Source organism: Tenacibaculum pelagium (assembly GCF_014062345.1).
Classification (GTDB): domain Bacteria; phylum Bacteroidota; class Bacteroidia; order Flavobacteriales; family Flavobacteriaceae; genus Polaribacter; species Polaribacter pelagius.
The window spans coordinates 878,268-895,420 of sequence record NZ_JACGLS010000001.1 but is presented as its reverse complement, the minus strand read 5'-3'; the positions used below and the strand labels follow the sequence as shown (position 1 = coordinate 895,420).

Sequence of the window (17,153 nt, the reverse complement as noted above, 5' to 3'; positions counted from 1 at the left end):
CAACTTATTTAGGAATATGAATCCGTTTTAATGACTTATATCAGACGTTAGCGAAGTTCGTGTTTTTGAAACTAAAAATCAAGAGTGGAATTACTATTTTTACATCCTAAAATATTAATATTGATTACGTTCGATAAATCTTTTTTCAATCAAAATTTTAAAACTGAAAACCAACAAGTTTTTCTTTCAGCTTTGAAGGAGAAAAATATAGAACTCTATATTAAAAGAGAGGATGAAATCCATCCCTTTGTTTCTGGCAATAAGTTTCGAAAACTTAAATATAATATTGAAGAAGCAAAAAAAATGCAAAAAAAAACATTGCTAACTTTCGGAGGAGCTTATTCTAATCATATCGTAGCTACCGCAGTTTCAGGTAAATTAACTGGATTTAATACTATTGGTATTATTCGTGGGGATGAATTAGGAATTGATATTAATACAACATTAGCAAAGAATACTACTTTACAAGAGGCCTCTAAAAACGGAATGCAATTCAAATTTGTTTCTCGGTCAGCTTATAGAAATAAACTATCCGAAGATTTCATCAATCAGTTAAAAAAAGAATTTGGTGATTTTTATTTAGTACCCGAAGGAGGAACTAATGAATTAGCAATAAAAGGTTGTGAAGAAATTTTAACAAAAGAGGATGAGAAATTCGATTATATTTGTTGTGCTGTAGGTACTGGCGGCACCATTTCTGGATTGATTAATTCAGTTAGTGAGCATCAAAAAGTAATTGGTCTTCCTTCTTTGAAAGGTGATTTTTTACAAGAAGAAATCAATCAATTTGCAAAAAGCAATGATAATTGGAGTTTGCAAAATGAATATCATTTTGGAGGTTACGGAAAATATAACGCTGAATTAATTCGTTTTATAAATGAATTTAAAGAGCGAACTAGTGTTCCGTTAGATCCTATTTATACAGGAAAAATGATGTTTGGTATTATGGATATGATAGATAAAGACCAGTTTCCAAATAATAGTAAGATTTTAGCAATTCATACAGGAGGTTTGCAAGGAATAGCTGGGGTAAATCAAAAAATGAAAAATAAAAATCAAGAATTAATAAAAGTTTAATGAAGATAAAAGCATTTATATATTTAGCGGTTTGTGCCTTTTTTTTAGTGAGTTGTGGCTCAAATAAAAATGTAGTGAAGAACTCACCAAAAAGAGTTGTTCTTGTAGAGCAAGAGGAAGTAAGTCCTGAATTGCCTCAATTAGAACAAGTACAAAAACCTGTAAAAACAAATAAGAATCATACAGTAGCTTATATTCAAAAATTTGCTCCGATTGCAGTTAAAAAAATGCACGAGCATAAAATTCCAGCAAGTATCACGTTGGCTCAGGGAGTGTTAGAATCGGGTAGCGGTAGAAGTGCTTTGGCAATCCGTTCAAATAATCATTTTGGTATTAAATGTCATAGAGGTTGGAGAGGAAAAAGTGTAACGCATGATGATGATGAAAAGGGAGAGTGTTTTAGAAAGTATAAATACCCAGAAACATCTTATGAAGATCACTCACAGTTTTTGTTAACTAGAAAGCGCTATGCAAGCTTATTTAAATTAGGGCATACAAATTATAAAGGTTGGGCCTACGGATTAAGAAAAGCGGGTTATGCGACAGATAAAAGGTACCCACAAAAATTAATAGGGATTATTAAGAAGTATAATTTGCATTTGTATGACAGAGTTAAACCTAGTAAGTCAAATAAAATAGAAACAGTAACAACAGAAGCTGAATATTATAAGGTTCAAAAAGGAGATACGTTGTATTCGATTGCAAGAAAATATAACATATCAGTTCAAAAGCTAAAAGAAGCTAACGGACTTACTAGCAATAATATTAGTATAGGCGAAGATTTGTTAGTAAAATAAAAAAAGCGGAGGAGAACTCCGCTTAAACAAATCAACTAACTAAACCTACCAAGAGTAGTTTTTCTTTTTCGCTTGTTTTTTTATAGCTTTAATCATAACACTTTCTAATTCATTTTTTTTAGAACCTTCACGTTGCTTTTTAGCAACGTATTGCTTTCTCTTTTTGTCTAGTTCTTGAATTTTTTGTTGAATTTCTACTCGCTCTTTCCGCTTAGTGTTTACATAGTTTTTAATTTCTTTCGACGATTTGTTTTGTAAATATTTAGGAAGCTTCTGCTTGTTTAGCTTATTATAATCAACTTCTTTTTCTTCAGAAGCATCGACTAAATCCCATTCTGCGTTTTTATATAGTTTAGAACTTTTAGTTACAGCACGTTTTACCACAATAACTTCATCTAAGCTTTCAGCATTTGAATCTTGTTTTGATTGATTTGTAAATTTTGAATACCCGAAATTTCCATAATGAATATAAGTTTTGTTTAGCTTTTTGTTTAAAATGATGATGTCATTATCATACGGAGTTACAATATGCACAATGTTTTTATTGTGATTAATAGTCATATAATCTCCATTTCCATAGTTAGCACCATCTTGCCACATACCAGAAATTCCGTTGTTGTAATCTCCACAAAAAATAGTGTTGATAGTAATATCATTTTCTTTAGCATTGGTAATAGCATCTCTGTAGTTAATTTTCCCTTGTGTAAAAGGTTCGTTACCAGCAATGAAAATCATTTTTAAATCGCGTTTGTTCTTTCCCCAATCTAATTCGTTTAATGAGGTTTGAATTACTTGACCACAAAATTCACTTCCGCCATTAGTGGTTAAAGAAAATAGATGTTCAGAGATTTCATCTAAATCGCTTGTAAATTGTAAAACTTGACGGATATATCCTTCTCTCGAAGATAATTTGTCATTGCCATATTCATACAGCGCAATTTCTAATTTAGGAGTTATTCCATGGCATTTAGCATGTGACAATTCATTTACAATTTCCCATAACTGAGCTTTTGCTTGATTGATAAGACCATCCATACTATTGCTGGTGTCTAATAATAAAGCGACTTTAGTGGTTTGTTTTTTAGTGTCAGCTTTAGAATTGCCCCCATAACTTGTTATTGAGATTAGAAGCAATAAAATTGATGTTACTTTTAATACATAGGTTTTCATAATGTTTTGTTTTTTAATTATTAATGGATTAAAAGTTTGGTGTTATTTGATGTAGTAAAACTATAGCGAACTTTCTTTTTAAAAAATTGAGAATGAGTAAACGAAGTATTTTAATTAGTAAACATGTTTTATAAGTGAGTTAAAATGGTTTTTTATGAGTATAAACTGTTGTTCTTGGAGTTTTGTCGTTTTTTGAACTCAATATTTGTGTGTATGTTTACAGTAATTAAAAGTATATGAATAGAATTTTTCAAATAGCGTTTACTGTATTGTTATTCAGTTTTACTCTAGTTTTTTCTCAGGACTTAGAAAATCAACAAAAAGAATTTTTAGTAAAGGTTAAAGTTGTTGATGAAAATAATACAGCTGTAAAAGATGCTCGAGTGGAAGTTGATGGACGCGCTTTTATTTTTTCCTTTATTAAGGATAGGTACGAGGTAAAAGCAAAAAAAGGAAGTAATTTAGAGGTTTCGCATCCAGATTTTGTAACTGTTTTTTATACCATAAAAGATAATGAAGATATAAAGGTTAAAGTAGAAGGTTTTGTTCAAGAAAAAAGATCAAGCAGAAAATCGTATTTGAGCAAGAAGGTTGATTTATTTCCACAATACTTAGATTCTGTTAAGTTTTATAAGAAAAAGAATATTGATAAAAGTGTGACATTTATTGAGAAAATGCTACTTGAGAGTTCATCAAAAAAGAAAAGAGCAACTACATATAAAGAACTTGCAGATGTTTATGCATATTGGAAACAATATGATTTAGCTATTGAAAATTATCAAGTTTCATTAAGAGAAAGAAACGATTCTAAAGTAAGGCTTTTGTTAGCTAAAGCTGAATTCTTAGCAAAAAAATACAGCAATAGTGAAAAGAGTTATGAAGAGAGTTTAAAAGGGAGTTTGAGTAACTATGAAAGATTAAAAGCTTATGAAGGTTTAGGTGATATTTATGTAAAAACAAAACAATATCAAAAAGCTGAGTTGAATTATAATAAGGCGTTACAACTAGCAAAGTCAAATCTAGTAACACCTAAAATAACCGATTTAAATTCGAAACTTGCTGAAGTTTATGCAGCGAAAGGAAATACTCAAAAAGCAGATGGTTATTATCAAAATTCTTTAAAATTAGCATCTGAAGAGAATAAGAAAAGGTCTTTGAAAGAACAGCAAAAAGTAGCTGACTTTTATAATAGATCACAACGATATGATGAGGAAATTCAGTTGCGAAAAGAAAGTTTAGAAGAAGCTGATGATATTGTTGTAGAGGAAGATGAGAAAGAGTCGTTGGTTGATTCTATTACTTCACAAAAAATAAACTATAAAATTGGAAATGCTTACATTCAAAAAGAAGCTTATAAAGAGTCAATTCCTTTTTTAAAAAAGAGTATAGAAGAAGCTAGTGAAAAAAAAGATTTAATTATTCAGAAAGATGCAACGAGAAAACTTTCAGAAGTTTTAGCAACCGTTGGAGATTATTCCGAAGCCTTAGATAGTTATCGCGAATATGTAAAATTAGTTGATACTTTATATTCTAAAAAAGAACAAGAGATTCAGCAAATTAAGCGCTTTAATAAACGAATTTCTGAAAACCAAAGTAGAATTACTAGTTTAGAAAAAGACAAACAATTAAGCGATAGTAGAATTGATTTAGCGTATAAGGATCAACAATTAATAGAAGAAAGTAATAAACGTCAGCAATTAATTATTTATTCATTGATTGCAGGAATTTTCTTAATGAGTTTGTTGGCTTATTTTATGTTTAGAACCACCAAGCAACAAAAATTAGCAAACAATTTATTGGCATTAAAATCAATGCGTTCTCAAATGAATCCGCATTTTATTTTTAACGCCTTAAATTCTGTAAATAGTTTTATTGCAGTAAACGACGAACGAAGTGCGAACAGATATTTATCTGAGTTTTCAGTTTTAATGCGTTCGGTTTTAGAAAATTCTGATGAAGATTTTATTCCATTGTCAAAAGAAATCGAACTGATTGAATTATATACAAAACTTGAGCATAATAGATTTAAAGAAAAGTTCGATTATATAATTTCTATTGATAAGAAAATTAAGTTAGATGATTATTCGATTCCGCCAATGTTATTACAACCTTATATAGAAAATGCTATCTGGCATGGGTTGCGTTATATTAAAGAAAAAGGAAAACTAACAATAGCAATGAGTCAAAAAACAGATGGTTCAATTTCTATAATAATTCAAGATAATGGTATAGGAAGAAAAAAATCAAAGGAAATGAAAACAGCGAATCAGCTCAAACAAAAATCAAAAGGAATGAGTACGATTCAGAATAGAATTGCAATATTAAACGATATGTATGAGGATAAAATTGCTGTAAATATTACTGATAATTCTATTGATGAAACAGGAACAAAAGTTGAGTTAATTCTTAAAAAAGAGTAGGCTATGAAGTTAAAAGCAATAATTGTTGAAGATGAGAAAATAAGTAGAGATGTTTTGCGTAACTACATTTCTAAATATTGTTTAAATGTTGAGTTAATTGGAGAAGGAAGTAACATTGAAGAGGGTTTTGAGTTGATTAAAAACAACGAGTTAGATTTAGTTTTTTTAGATGTTGAAATGCCATTTGGTAATGCTTTTGATTTGTTAGAGAAGATAGAAAACAAAACGTTTGAAATTGTTTTTGTTACCGCTTACGATCATTATGCAATCGAAGCTTTAAATAGTCAAGCAACCTATTATTTGTTAAAACCAATTTCGATAGATGAATTAATTAAAGCAGTTAATTTAGTTACTGAAATAAAAGAGAAAGAGAGTCAATTAGAGAATTCAGTATTAATTCCTAAAACAAATGTTGCTGTTGGAAAAATTACGATTCCTCAGCAAGATGGATTTGAAGTTGTAAATATAAAAGACATCCTGTTTTGTAAAGCGGATGATAATTATACAGAAATCTATTTCGAGAACACTAAGAAGTTGGTAAGTAAAACCTTAAAGTATTTCGAAGATGCTTTAAAAGAAAGTTCGTTTGCTAGAGTACATAAATCGTATTTGGTAAATGTAAATGAAATAGCAAAATATAAAAAAGGAAAAGGAGGAAGTGTAATCTTGTCTAACGGAAAAGAGATCATGGTATCTTCGTCAAAAAAAGCAAATTTATTATCGTATTTTAAATAAAAAAATGAAAGTTATAAAACCAGTAAACGGAAAGCATCCGCAAATTCCAGAAGATTGTTATGTAGCAGAGAACGCTACAATTGTGGGGGATGTACAAATGGGAAAAGAATGTAGTGTGTGGTTCAATGCTGTTATTCGTGGAGACGTACATTATATAAAAATGGGGGATAAGGTAAACATTCAAGATGGTGCAGTAATTCATGCAACCTATCAGAAATCACCAACTACGATTGGGAACAATGTTTCGGTAGGTCATAATGCTATTGTACATGGTTGTACAGTTCAAGATAATGTTCTCATAGGTATGGGTTCTATCATTATGGATGATTGCATAATCGAATCAAATTCTATTATTGCAGCAGGAGCTGTGGTAACTAAAAATACTAGAGTAGAGAGCGGAAGTATTTATGCTGGGGTTCCTGCTAAAAAAGTAAAAGATATTTCGCAAGAATTAATTTCAGGTGAGATTGATAGAATATCTAATAATTATGTAAAATATTCTAGTTGGTTTAAGGAAGGAAATTAATAAAAAATAAAAGCCCGATTTGTTTCCAAAACGGGCTTTCAATCAAAACTAATCTACTATCAACCAAATAATTATTTATCTGTTTTTTCTCTTTTCATTTCTTTTCTGTGCTTTCTTTTCTTCATTTTTTTCTTAGCTCCATGCATTTTTCTAGCACTCATTTTTTCAAAACGTTCATATTGTTTTTCGTTTAAAATACGTTTCATATCCGCTTTAAAAGCAATTTGACGATCTAGCATTTGAGTTTTCTTAGCATGACGCTCATCTGCTGATAATTTTTCTCTTTTCTTACCACTTTCTTTCATCGCTTTTCTTTTTGCATGCATTTCTTTACGCTTTGCTATTTTTTCAGCTAATAAAGGTTTGACTTGACGCTGTTGTGCTGGAGTTAAATCTAACTTTAAAGTCATTTTTTTAACAGCTAATTCAGTTTGTTGTTCTGTTGTAAGCTTTTCATGTTCTCCTCTTTCTCCTCTTTCTCCTCTTTGTGCTTGAGTTGTAATTGTAAATCCAACTGCTAAAACTAATAATGCTACTATTTTTTTCATTTTTATAAATTTTAAGTTTTTTAATTATTTACATACCTATGACTAGGCTAATATAAAAAAGTTTAAATTTGAAAATCACTTTAACATTTTTTTAATATTTATGAAAAATCTCTTTAGAGTTTTATTGAAGCTTCTTGTTTTATTTCTAGTAGCGTTTTTGGTTTTCTTTTTCTGGGCTTCATCCCCAACAATGGATGAGAATGAATATGTTAAATTAATAGAGAATGATTATCCTTTAAGTGTTGATAATGATTCGATATATAGTATTGTTACTTATAATGTGGGTTATTTAAGCGGTATGACGAATAATTTACCAGTAGCAAAACCTAAAAAGTTATTTGATGATAATTTAAAAAAGGTAAAAACTGAATTAACAAAAGTGAATCCAGATATTATTGCTTTTCAGGAAATAGATTATAATGCATCCAGATCTTATGAAGTAAATCAGGAAGATGAATTTGCAAAGTTGGGTTATAATTACGTAGCAAAAGGTGTAAACTGGGATGAGCGCTATGTGCCTTTTCCGTATTGGCCACCAAGTATGCATTTTGGAAAAATAATTTCAGGACAATCAGTATTGAGTAAATACAAGTTAAAAGATTATGAGCGTATTGTGTTAGAGCGTGTTCCGGATAATCCTTTTTATAGAGATGCATTGTATTTAGAAAGATTAGTGCAAGTGGTTAAAGTTGTATTAGAAGGAAAAGAGGTAATTGTAATAAACATTCATTTAGAAGCATTTGATAAACCAACAAGAACACGTCAGTTTGATTATGTTTTAAACCTTTTTAATAAATATAGAGAAAGTTACCCTACTATATTATTAGGTGATTTTAATTCAAGAGCTAGAGATAAAGATGCTGTAATTCAAGAAATGTTTAAAATGAATGGAGTAGGGAATGCTGCTTTTAATTCTGACAACCCAGCAAATACTTTTGATACCAAAGATTTATATGAGCGTATCGATTATATTTTTTACTCTAAAAATTCTATCGATTACGTTGGTGGAGGGGTTTTAAATGATTTCGGACAAGCATCCGATCATTTACCTGTTGAAATGAAATTCAAATTAAAATAAGAAAAAGCTCAGTTTAAAATTGAGCTTTTTTTACAAACTAAAAAACCCGAACATATGTTCGGGTTTTTGCGGTGGTGCCTCCAGGAATCGAACCAGGGACACAAGGATTTTCAGTCCTTTGCTCTACCAACTGAGCTAAGGCACCAGTTAACTTAAAAAGAGTAGCGTTTTTATAATAAAATCAACTAAAGTCGAAGAAATTATAGTGGTGCCTCCAGGAATCGAACCAGGGACACAAGGATTTTCAGTCCTTTGCTCTACCAACTGAGCTAAGGCACCAGTTGCTACTTTCGTTAAGCGGATGCAAATATACAATCGTTTTTTAATTATACAAAGTAATTGTTTTAAAAAAATGTAACGTAAATTTGAACTCTAAGAAATATAAATATGAATTTAATTATTGATGTTGGTAATACGAGAGTTAAAGCTGCTGTTTTTGAAACGAATACGGTAAAAGAAATTCTCGTTTTTAAGAAATTAAGAATCATTTCAGAGTTGAAAAAAATTACCAATAAGTTTTCTATTTCGGCTTCAATTATTTCTTCAGTAGCTAATATTTCTGAAAATAAGCGACAAAAAATAGATGATTTATTGCATCCTATATTTTTAAATTCAGAAACTAAAGTTCCTTTTAATAATTTATATAAAACTCCAACGACTCTAGGAGTTGATAGAATTGCATTAGCATCAGTAGCTATAGAGAAATATCCCAAAAAGAATGTGTTGATTATTGATGCTGGTACTTGTATAACTTTTGATTTTATAAATAATAAAAAAGAGTATTTAGGAGGTGCAATATCACCAGGAGTATCAATGAGGTACAAGTCATTAAATACTTTTACATCAAAGCTTCCGTTATTAAAACCAACTGAATTTAATAACTTCGTAGGAGTTGATACTAATAGTTCAATTCATTCTGGTATTGTTAATGGAGTTTGTAATGAAATTGATGGGGTAATAAATCAATATAAAGACAAGTATCAAGATTTAACAGTAGTTTTAACAGGAGGAGATACTTATTTCTTGGCTAAACAATTAAAAAGTGGCATATTTGCCCATCCAAATTTTGTTTTGGAAGGATTACATACTATTTTGATATACAATTTAGCGAATGACTAAGAGAATTTTACTAGGATTACTTGTACTAAGTACAATAACGATATCAGCACAAAGAAACAGTGCGTCGCCATATTCTTATTTCGGAATTGGAGAGAATTTTGAGGCAACAACTGTAGAGAATGCATCAATGGGAGGAATTGGAGTTGCTTTAAAAGATACGCACCATTTAAACTTTATAAATCCAGCTGCAAATGCTGATTTAAGAGTAGCAACATATGCTATTGGAGGAAGTTTAACATTTCTAACATTAAAGGACTCTGAAGAGTCTCAAACAGGAAACTCTACTAACTTAAGATATATTGCTTTAGGGTTTCCAATAGGGAAAAAGGCTGGTTTATCAGTTGGATTACAACCATTTTCTTCAGTAGGGTATTCGTTGTTAGATAATAAAAATGCTGATGATGTTAATTTGTTTAGAGGAGAAGGTGGTACGAATAAAATATATGGTAGTTTCGGTATGTATGTTTGTGAAGGTTTCTCATTAGGTATTGAAACTGCTTTTATTTTTGGAAATATTGATAATAGTATTTTAAATCAAAGAAGTAATGTTGCTTTGGCTACTAAGCATCAAGAGTCTTTAAATATTAGAGGAGGGCAATTTAAATTCGGAACTCAGTATAAAAAAGAGTTAAAGAATAAGCTACAATTAAATGCTGGAGCTTCAATTACATTAGCTACCGATTTATCTACAAAAGGAAATGAAGAGATGTATTCATTGTCATTTTCATCTGGAGGGCAAGAGATACCCAGAGATGTATTGTTTGATAGACCAGTTAATGGAGATATAACTATTCCAGTAAAAAGTGTTTTTGGTTTTGGGATGGGAAAAGTTAATAAATGGTATATTGGTGTAAATCAGCAATTTCAAAGCGCGTTGAGTACGAATAGTTCACTTATAACGAATGGAGGTTCATTCAAATATGACGATTCAAATAAGTTTTCTTTAGGAGGATACTATATTCCAAAAATAAACTCTATATCTAGTTACTGGGATACAGTAACTTATCGTGCAGGTATACGTTTTGAAGACACAGGTTTATTAGTAAGCTCAAATAATAATTTTACTACAATAAAAGACTTTGGCATAAATGTTGGTTTAGGGTTACCATTGCCAAGACAATTATCTAATGTAAATGTTGGATTTGAGTATGGACAAAGAGGAACAACCAATAATAATTTAATCAAAGAAAATTATTTTAATGTAAGATTAAGTTTATCTTTGAATAGTGTTAAGTGGTTTCAGAAAAGAAGAATTGATTAATATAAACTAATACAGGATGAAAAAAATTACGTATTTACTAACAGGATTATTTTTGTTTGTAGCCGTAAATGGGGTTAAAGCACAAGCAAGTCAAGAGTGTAATATAAAGTATAATTTATTTAAAGGTGATGCTACTTCAGGAAAGTATGATGCATCTAAACCAAATTTAGAGTACTTATTGACTAATTGCCCTAAATTATCAGTTAACATATATAAGTATGGAGCTAAGGTAGCTGATAAAACTAAAGATCCAGTTTTAGCAAAAAAGGTTTACGAAACAAGGTTAGTTAATTTCCCTAGTAAAGGTGCAGCAAAAGCGCATAGTGATTATGCAACTTATTTATTAAAAAATAAATTAGCTACTGATGCAGAGGTTTTTGATATCTTGAAAAAAGCGTATGATCTTTCTCCTAAAGATATGGGAGTGAAAAATATCTTTAGATATTTTAAATCTGTAACAGAAATGAATAAAGATACCAATCCTCAAAAAGTATTTGACACTTATGATGATGTGATGGAATCTGTAGGAGAGAAATTAAATGATTACAGTAAAAAAATACCAAGTTTACAAGAGAAGGACTCTATGGGGACTATCTCTGCTAAAGAAAAGAGATTGTTAAAAGCGTATACTATTAACTCTACTTCTTTAGGTCAAGTAGAAGGTGGTTTAGATGCTATGATTTCTAAAATAGCTACATGTGAAAGATTAATTCCTATTTATAGTAGAGATTTCGAAGCAAATAAAACTGATGGTGTTTGGTTAAAAAGAGCAGTATCTAGAATGTATAACAAAGGTTGTCAAACAGATCCTTTATTTGAAAAGTTAGCAAATGCTTATGCTGAAACTACTCAATCTGCTGACGCATATAATTTCTTAGCTGGAGTTTTAGATAAAAATGGAGATAGAAGCGGAGCTGTGCAAATGAGAAAGAAAGCTTTTGATTTAGAAACTGACCCATTAAAAAAGGCGAAGTTTAAGTTAAAAGAAGCTCAAGGAACTAGCGGAAGTAGAGCAAGAGCTTTAGCTTATGAAGCATTAAAGTACAACCCTAACTATGGTAAAGCTTATTTATTCATAGCGAGTTTATACCAAAAAAGTGCAAACTCTTGTGGTAGTGATGAATTTGAAAAGAGAATGGTTTATGTAGCTGCTTTAAATAAAGCGTTAAAAGCTCAAAGAGTAGATCCAGGTAGTGGAGCAGGTAGATATATTTCTAGCTATAGAAAAAATGTGCCTTCAAAGAAATTAATTTTCCAAAAAGGGAAAGCATCAGGAGGTTCTCATAGAATAGGATGTTGGATTGGCGAAACTGTTCGTATTCCTTAATAAGTTTGAATGAATAAAAATTCAATAAATATATATTATAACATTGCTGCCATTTGTTTGGTAGCAATGTTTTTTTCTTGTACTAATACAAAAAAAGAAGTGCGAGATTTTTTAGCAGATAAAAACCTACCGGTAGGATCTGCTGAAAATATATTCCATATTAAAAAGGATTCGGGTAAAATAACATCGAAAACAAAAGCGGCACTTTTTTATGATTTTTCAAATAGAAAAGAGCATCCGTATACAGAATTTCCTAAAGGGATAGAGATAATATCTATTAGTAAATCAAGAGTAGATTCTACTACAATTACAGGTAATTATGCTTTATCGTACAGTAAAACAAATATTTCTGAAATAAAAGGAAATGTTGTGATTATAAATCATACAGAACAAACAAAGTTAGAAACCAATCAATTATTTTGGGATCAAAAAGAAGGTTACTTTTTTACTGAAGACGGTTTTCGATTAACTACGCCTAGAGGAGTTATTAATGGTTTTGGTTTTGAGTCGAGAGATGATTTATCAAAATGGATAGCAAAAGATATTACAGGTGATTTAGATGCGCCACAAAAAGAAATATAATGAATACACTTTGGAAATATTTACAATACGGATACCTTATTGTTGGAATAATTTTTTTAGTAGAAGGAATATTAAAATGGAATTCTGATAGAGAAGAAGCATTTATTATGTTTGGATTTGCTATCTTTATTACATTAATATTCTTTTTTAAACGCCACTTTAGAAGAAAGGTTGAAGAAAGAAATCAACAGCGTTAATGCAATCAGAAATCTTTATAATTTTAACTTCTATTTTATTTTCAGCCTTTTTTTCTGGAATGGAAATAGCATTTGTATCTGCAAATAAACTACACATTGAGTTAGAGAAAAAACGAGAAGGTTTTCTAGCTAAAATACTTGCCAAATTAACCGAGAAATCATCTAAGTTTATTACCACTATGTTGGTTGGTAATAATGTAGCACTGGTAATTTACAGTTACTTTATGGGTATGTTGCTAATGACTTGGTTTCAATCAGCATTACCAACTAATATTTCTTTTGTTAACTATTTATTAAGCGATTTAAGGCTGTTAACTCAAACAGTAATATCAACACTAATTATATTAGTTACAGCAGAGTTTTTACCGAAGGCAATCTTTAGAATTTATGCAAATGAAATGCTAAAGATATTTGTAGTGCCAGCTTATTTTTTCTATTTAATTTTTTACGGAATAACTTGGGTGATTACTAAAATTTCTGATTTCTGTTTATATGTTTTCTTTAAAACCAAAGAAGATGAAGAACAAACAGAGTTTAGTAAAGAAGAGTTAGGTAATTATATCTCAGAACAATTAGATGGCGGTAATGAAGAAGAAGAAGTTGATTCCGAAATACAAATTTTTCAAAATGCACTAGAGTTTCATAAAGTAAAGGCTCGAGAAATTATGGTGCCTCGTACCGAGATTGTTGCGGTAGATTTACATGAATCGGTTAGTAATCTTAGAAAACTATTTATATCGACAGGGTTATCTAAAATATTAGTTTATAAAAACTCTTTAGATGATATTTTAGGTTATGTAAATGCCTTTGAATTATTTAAGAAACCAAAATCAATAAAATCAATTTTGTTACCAGTTGAGTTTGTTCCAGAGTCGATGATAATTAATGACGTATTAAGCGCTTTAATGAAAAAACGAAAGAGCATTGCTGTTGTTGTAGACGAATATGGAGGAACATCAGGAATTATCACTGTTGAAGATGTTGTAGAAGAATTGTTTGGAGAAATTGAAGATGAGCATGACAATCAAGAGTTGTTAGAAGAAAAAATTAATAATAGAGAGTTTAACTTTTCTGCTCGTTTAGAGGTAGATTATTTGAATGAAGAATATAATTTAGAAATACCTAAAGAAGAGGCATACGAAACTTTAGGCGGATTTATTATTTATCATACCGAGAATATTCCAGAACAAAACGAAGTGCTACAAATAGATAGATTCAAGATGAAGATATTAAAAGTTAGTGCTACAAAAATTGATGATATTTACTTTAAAATCATCGATAAAGAAGAGTAAGCATTACTTTATACTCTTTATGCTAAACTACCTCAAAAACAGCGCAAAAAAACATTGCATTATATGCTATGAAATTGTATTTTCGCACACTGTTAATAAAATAAATGACGTATGGCAATTTTATCGAAAATTAGAGAACGCTCAATGTTCTTAATTCTTGTAATTGGTTTAGCACTTTTTGCTTTTGTATTAGACCCTTCTACAATATCAGATTTTTTCAACGCAAGTAAAGTAAACGAAGTAGGTGAAGTAAATGGTGAAGCCATTACTCGTCAGCAGTTTGCAGAAGCTTTAGATGCATATAAAGCACAAACAGGAAATAGAGTTTCTGAAATGCAAGCAGCTAAAACTGTTTGGAATAACTTAATCAGACAAAAAATTTACCAAACTCAATTAGAAGAAGCTGGTATTACTGTTGGTGATGAAGATATTATGAATGCTTTATACGATACGCAGTTTGTTCAAAACGATCCAAGATTCCAAACTTCAGGAATTTTTGATAAAGCTAAATTCAAAGAATTTTTAGCAACGATTAAAGAAGAAAATGGTGCTGATTGGAAAAATTGGCAAAACTATATGGCTTCTTTAAAAAACAATATAGAAAAAACTACCTACGATAATTTAGTAGCAGCTGGTTTAGGATCTTCTTTAAAAGAAGCTGAAGCTAATTATATAAATGAAAACACGAAAGTAACAGGAAAGTATGTGTACGTTCCTTATACTTCAATTGCAGATAGTTTAGTAGTATTAAAAAAGAGCGATGTTCAAAACTATATCGATAATCATAAAAATGATTTTCAAGTAGAAGCATCTAGAGATATTAACTTTGTAAAGTTCAATATTACTCCAACTGCAGAAGATGAAAACGCAATTAAAGCAGAAGTAGCAAAGTTAATCGAAGACTCTGATGATAGAGGAGTTGTTATTAAAGGATTAAAAAATGCAACAGATTATGCTGAGTTTTTTGAAGAAAACGAATCTGATATCAATTTAGATCAAGCTTTAAAGTTTAAAGTTCAAGTTCCTCAAGTAATTGCTGAAGAAATATTTAACGGTAAAGAAGGAGATGTTTTCGGACCTTATAAAGATGCAGGATACTTTAAATTATCTAAAGTAACTGAGGTAACTCAATTACCAGATTCTGCGCAAGCAAGTCATATCTTAATTCCTTTTGTTGGAGCTTCTAGTGCAGGTGCAGATGTTACTCAAACTGAAGCAGAAGCTAAAGTAACAGCTGATAGCTTATTAACTGTAGTAAAAGCAAACAAATCTAAATTTGCAGATTTAGCAAAAGAAATGTCTTCAGATAAAGGTTCTGCTGAAAAAGGTGGATTCTACGATTGGTTTGGATACAACAGAATGGTACCAGCTTTTAGAGATTTTGTTTTTGAAGGTAAAAAAGGAGATATGGGAGTTGTAAAAACACCATTTGGTTTCCACGTAATTAAGATTGATGATCAAAAGAACTTTCAACCAGTTGTTAAGTTAGCAACGTTTGGTCGTAAGATTGAAGCTTCAGAAGCTACTGAAAATACAATTTTCCAAAATGCTGAAACTTTTGCTTTAGATTTAGCAAACGGTAAAAACTTTGACGAAGTAGTAAAAGAAAAGAGTTTAAGTTCTCAACCTGCTGTAGGTTTAAAATCTTTAGATGAGACTGTACCAGGTATTGGTAAAGAAAGAGAAATTATTACTTGGGCTTTCGATAAAGAAAATGGAGTAGGAAGCTACAAGCGTTTTGATGTTGAAGGTGGATATATTGTTGCGACATTAACAGGAGTTACTGAAAAAGGTTTAATGCCAGTTGATAAAGCAATTAATAGGGTTCGTCCTATTTTAACAAACGAAAGAAAAGCTAAAATGATCGAAGATAAAATTAGCGGATCTACTTTAGCTGATATTGCTAAGTCGGTAAATGTAACTGTAAAAAATGCTACTAACGTTAATTTAAAATCTCCAACATTATCTGGTGTAGGTAATGAGCCAAAAGTAATCGGAGCAATGTTAAATGCAGCAGAAAAAACTGTAGTTAACAATGTAGTAGGAGATAAGGGTGTATTTGCTTTCGAAGTAGAAAAGAAAGAAGCACCAACAGCTTTACCTAACTACGAAACATTTAGAAAGCGTATAGCTAACGAAAGAAAGAATAAAACTTTCCAAATGTATGAAGCAATTAAAAAAGCTTCTAATATTGAAGATAACATGAGTTCTTTTTACGGAATTCAGTAAGCATACAAGTCATACAATAAAAAAGCCGAACTCATTGAGTTCGGCTTTTTTATTGTATGACTTTTTTTCTTAAGTGTTCAATGTTTATTCTTTCATTGATTTTATATATTACTTCTGTTGTCAATTTATTTAACTGAATATTTGCTTCAGAAACTTCTACAGAGATTTTATGAAGGTTTTCAAAATGAATATTTTCAGTAAAATTAATTAAATCCTTTGCTTTTTTTGACTTATGTGCGGCTGAATTATTTCGTATTAACCTCAATTCTTTATTATTTTGTTTTTTTACTGTAGAAAACTTTTTATTTACATCATTTAATTCAGAAATAAATTCAGACATATTATTTGATTCTAGCTCAATTCGAAGATTTCTACCAAGTAATCCATTGATATCATCAAGAAACTCAATAATTGTCATACTTAATAGCCGTCCATATAAGTTTTTCTTAGTTTCGTTGTCTGTTAAAGAATAATCATTCCATAACATTGAAATATCTCGAGTAACAATTGATGAATATAGGCAGACATTGTAAAATTCATCATACTTATTTATCTTATTCTTTTGTAGCTTGCTCCAAACTTTTAGAATACTTTTTATATCTGAGTTTCTAATTTCAATAGATTTTTCATTGGTATCTTTTAAATCATTTCTAGCCCTCGTTAGATTTCGTTTATTTAAATATCTTTTCATCCACATTGGTTATAATTTTTAAGCTATTTTCTTTTAGTTGTTTAGGGATAAAAACCTGTTTTAATGATTTGTATTCAACGTTAACGAAGTTAATTTAAAATAGG

At 30.1% G+C, this 17,153-nt stretch carries 16 protein-coding genes and 2 tRNA genes; 13 read left to right on the top strand and 5 right to left on the bottom strand.

The window, feature by feature from the left end:
* Positions 1 to 192 precede the first annotated feature (192 nt).
* Together H3Z83_RS04295 and H3Z83_RS04290 are read left to right on the top strand one after the other, a co-directional pair.
* The gene (locus H3Z83_RS04295) at positions 193 to 1,077 is read left to right on the top strand and encodes a 1-aminocyclopropane-1-carboxylate deaminase/D-cysteine desulfhydrase (protein ID WP_246337466.1); all 885 of its coding nucleotides are present in this window, start codon (positions 193 to 195) and stop codon (positions 1,075 to 1,077) included.
* Positions 1,077 to 1,874: a glucosaminidase domain-containing protein gene (locus H3Z83_RS04290; RefSeq protein ID WP_182124226.1), complete on the top strand. Its 798-nt coding sequence runs from the start codon at positions 1,077 to 1,079 to the stop codon at positions 1,872 to 1,874. Before H3Z83_RS04295 ends, H3Z83_RS04290 begins: the two co-directional genes overlap by 1 nt.
* A gap of 45 nt (positions 1,875 to 1,919) precedes the next feature.
* Here H3Z83_RS04290 and H3Z83_RS04285 read toward each other — a convergent pair whose 3' ends face one another.
* On the bottom strand, positions 1,920 to 3,044 hold the full coding sequence (locus H3Z83_RS04285; RefSeq protein ID WP_182124225.1) for a vWA domain-containing protein: 1,125 nt from the start codon (positions 3,042 to 3,044) through the stop codon (positions 1,920 to 1,922).
* Positions 3,045 to 3,280: 236 nt separating this feature from the next.
* Between H3Z83_RS04285 and H3Z83_RS04280 the strand changes: the two genes are divergently transcribed.
* The 3 genes from H3Z83_RS04280 to H3Z83_RS04270 are packed head-to-tail and all read left to right on the top strand — an operon-like array spanning position 3,281 to position 6,725.
* Positions 3,281 to 5,464, top strand: a complete 2,184-nt coding sequence (locus tag H3Z83_RS04280; protein WP_182124224.1) for a tetratricopeptide repeat-containing sensor histidine kinase — start codon at positions 3,281 to 3,283, stop codon at positions 5,462 to 5,464.
* 3 nt (positions 5,465 to 5,467) lie between these two features.
* Positions 5,468 to 6,199 (top strand): LytR/AlgR family response regulator transcription factor, encoded by a 732-nt coding sequence (locus H3Z83_RS04275; protein ID WP_182124223.1) that lies wholly within the window; start codon positions 5,468 to 5,470, stop codon positions 6,197 to 6,199.
* A gap of 4 nt (positions 6,200 to 6,203) precedes the next feature.
* Entirely contained in the window at positions 6,204 to 6,725 is a 522-nt protein-coding gene (locus H3Z83_RS04270) for a gamma carbonic anhydrase family protein (protein WP_182124222.1), read from the top strand.
* A 71-nt stretch (positions 6,726 to 6,796) separates the two neighbouring features.
* Here the strand turns inward: H3Z83_RS04270 and H3Z83_RS04265 are convergent, their stop codons facing one another.
* Positions 6,797 to 7,273: a hypothetical protein gene (locus H3Z83_RS04265; RefSeq protein WP_182124221.1), complete on the bottom strand. Its 477-nt coding sequence runs from the start codon at positions 7,271 to 7,273 to the stop codon at positions 6,797 to 6,799.
* A 100-nt stretch (positions 7,274 to 7,373) separates the two neighbouring features.
* Here H3Z83_RS04265 and H3Z83_RS04260 point away from each other — a divergent pair, with 100 nt between their 5' ends.
* Entirely contained in the window at positions 7,374 to 8,351 is a 978-nt protein-coding gene (locus H3Z83_RS04260; protein WP_182124220.1) for an endonuclease/exonuclease/phosphatase family protein, read from the top strand.
* Positions 8,352 to 8,423: 72 nt separating this feature from the next.
* Here the strand turns inward: H3Z83_RS04260 and H3Z83_RS04255 are convergent.
* Both H3Z83_RS04255 and H3Z83_RS04250 read right to left on the bottom strand, forming a co-directional pair.
* Positions 8,424 to 8,496, bottom strand: a tRNA-Phe gene (locus tag H3Z83_RS04255).
* Between the two features lie 61 nt (positions 8,497 to 8,557).
* A tRNA-Phe gene (locus H3Z83_RS04250) sits at positions 8,558 to 8,630 on the bottom strand.
* Between the two features lie 108 nt (positions 8,631 to 8,738).
* Here H3Z83_RS04250 and H3Z83_RS04245 point away from each other — a divergent pair.
* The 7 genes from H3Z83_RS04245 to H3Z83_RS04215 all read left to right on the top strand — a co-directional run bounded on the left by H3Z83_RS04245 (position 8,739) and on the right by H3Z83_RS04215 (position 16,358).
* Positions 8,739 to 9,470: a type III pantothenate kinase gene (locus H3Z83_RS04245; RefSeq protein WP_182124219.1), complete on the top strand. Its 732-nt coding sequence runs from the start codon at positions 8,739 to 8,741 to the stop codon at positions 9,468 to 9,470.
* Complete coding sequence (locus H3Z83_RS04240) at positions 9,463 to 10,731, top strand: hypothetical protein (RefSeq protein WP_182124218.1); 1,269 nt, start codon at positions 9,463 to 9,465, stop codon at positions 10,729 to 10,731. The genes H3Z83_RS04245 and H3Z83_RS04240 overlap by 8 nt, the downstream gene beginning before the upstream one ends.
* Positions 10,732 to 10,747: 16 nt before the next feature.
* Positions 10,748 to 12,058 (top strand): tetratricopeptide repeat protein, encoded by a 1,311-nt coding sequence (locus H3Z83_RS04235; RefSeq protein WP_182124217.1) that lies wholly within the window; start codon positions 10,748 to 10,750, stop codon positions 12,056 to 12,058.
* A gap of 9 nt (positions 12,059 to 12,067) precedes the next feature.
* Positions 12,068 to 12,640 (top strand): LPS export ABC transporter periplasmic protein LptC, encoded by a 573-nt coding sequence (gene lptC / locus H3Z83_RS04230; protein WP_182124216.1) that lies wholly within the window; start codon positions 12,068 to 12,070, stop codon positions 12,638 to 12,640.
* Positions 12,640 to 12,837 (top strand): hypothetical protein, encoded by a 198-nt coding sequence (locus H3Z83_RS04225; protein WP_182124215.1) that lies wholly within the window; start codon positions 12,640 to 12,642, stop codon positions 12,835 to 12,837. Before lptC ends, H3Z83_RS04225 begins: the two co-directional genes overlap by 1 nt.
* Positions 12,837 to 14,129: a hemolysin family protein gene (locus H3Z83_RS04220; RefSeq protein ID WP_182124214.1), complete on the top strand. Its 1,293-nt coding sequence runs from the start codon at positions 12,837 to 12,839 to the stop codon at positions 14,127 to 14,129. The genes H3Z83_RS04225 and H3Z83_RS04220 overlap by 1 nt, the downstream gene beginning before the upstream one ends.
* Positions 14,130 to 14,240: 111 nt before the next feature.
* On the top strand, positions 14,241 to 16,358 hold the full coding sequence (locus H3Z83_RS04215; protein ID WP_182124213.1) for a peptidylprolyl isomerase: 2,118 nt from the start codon (positions 14,241 to 14,243) through the stop codon (positions 16,356 to 16,358).
* A 49-nt stretch (positions 16,359 to 16,407) separates the two neighbouring features.
* Here the strand turns inward: H3Z83_RS04215 and H3Z83_RS04210 are convergent, their stop codons facing one another.
* Positions 16,408 to 17,049: a hypothetical protein gene (locus tag H3Z83_RS04210; protein ID WP_182124212.1), complete on the bottom strand. Its 642-nt coding sequence runs from the start codon at positions 17,047 to 17,049 to the stop codon at positions 16,408 to 16,410.
* Between the last annotated feature and the right edge of the window lie 104 nt (positions 17,050 to 17,153).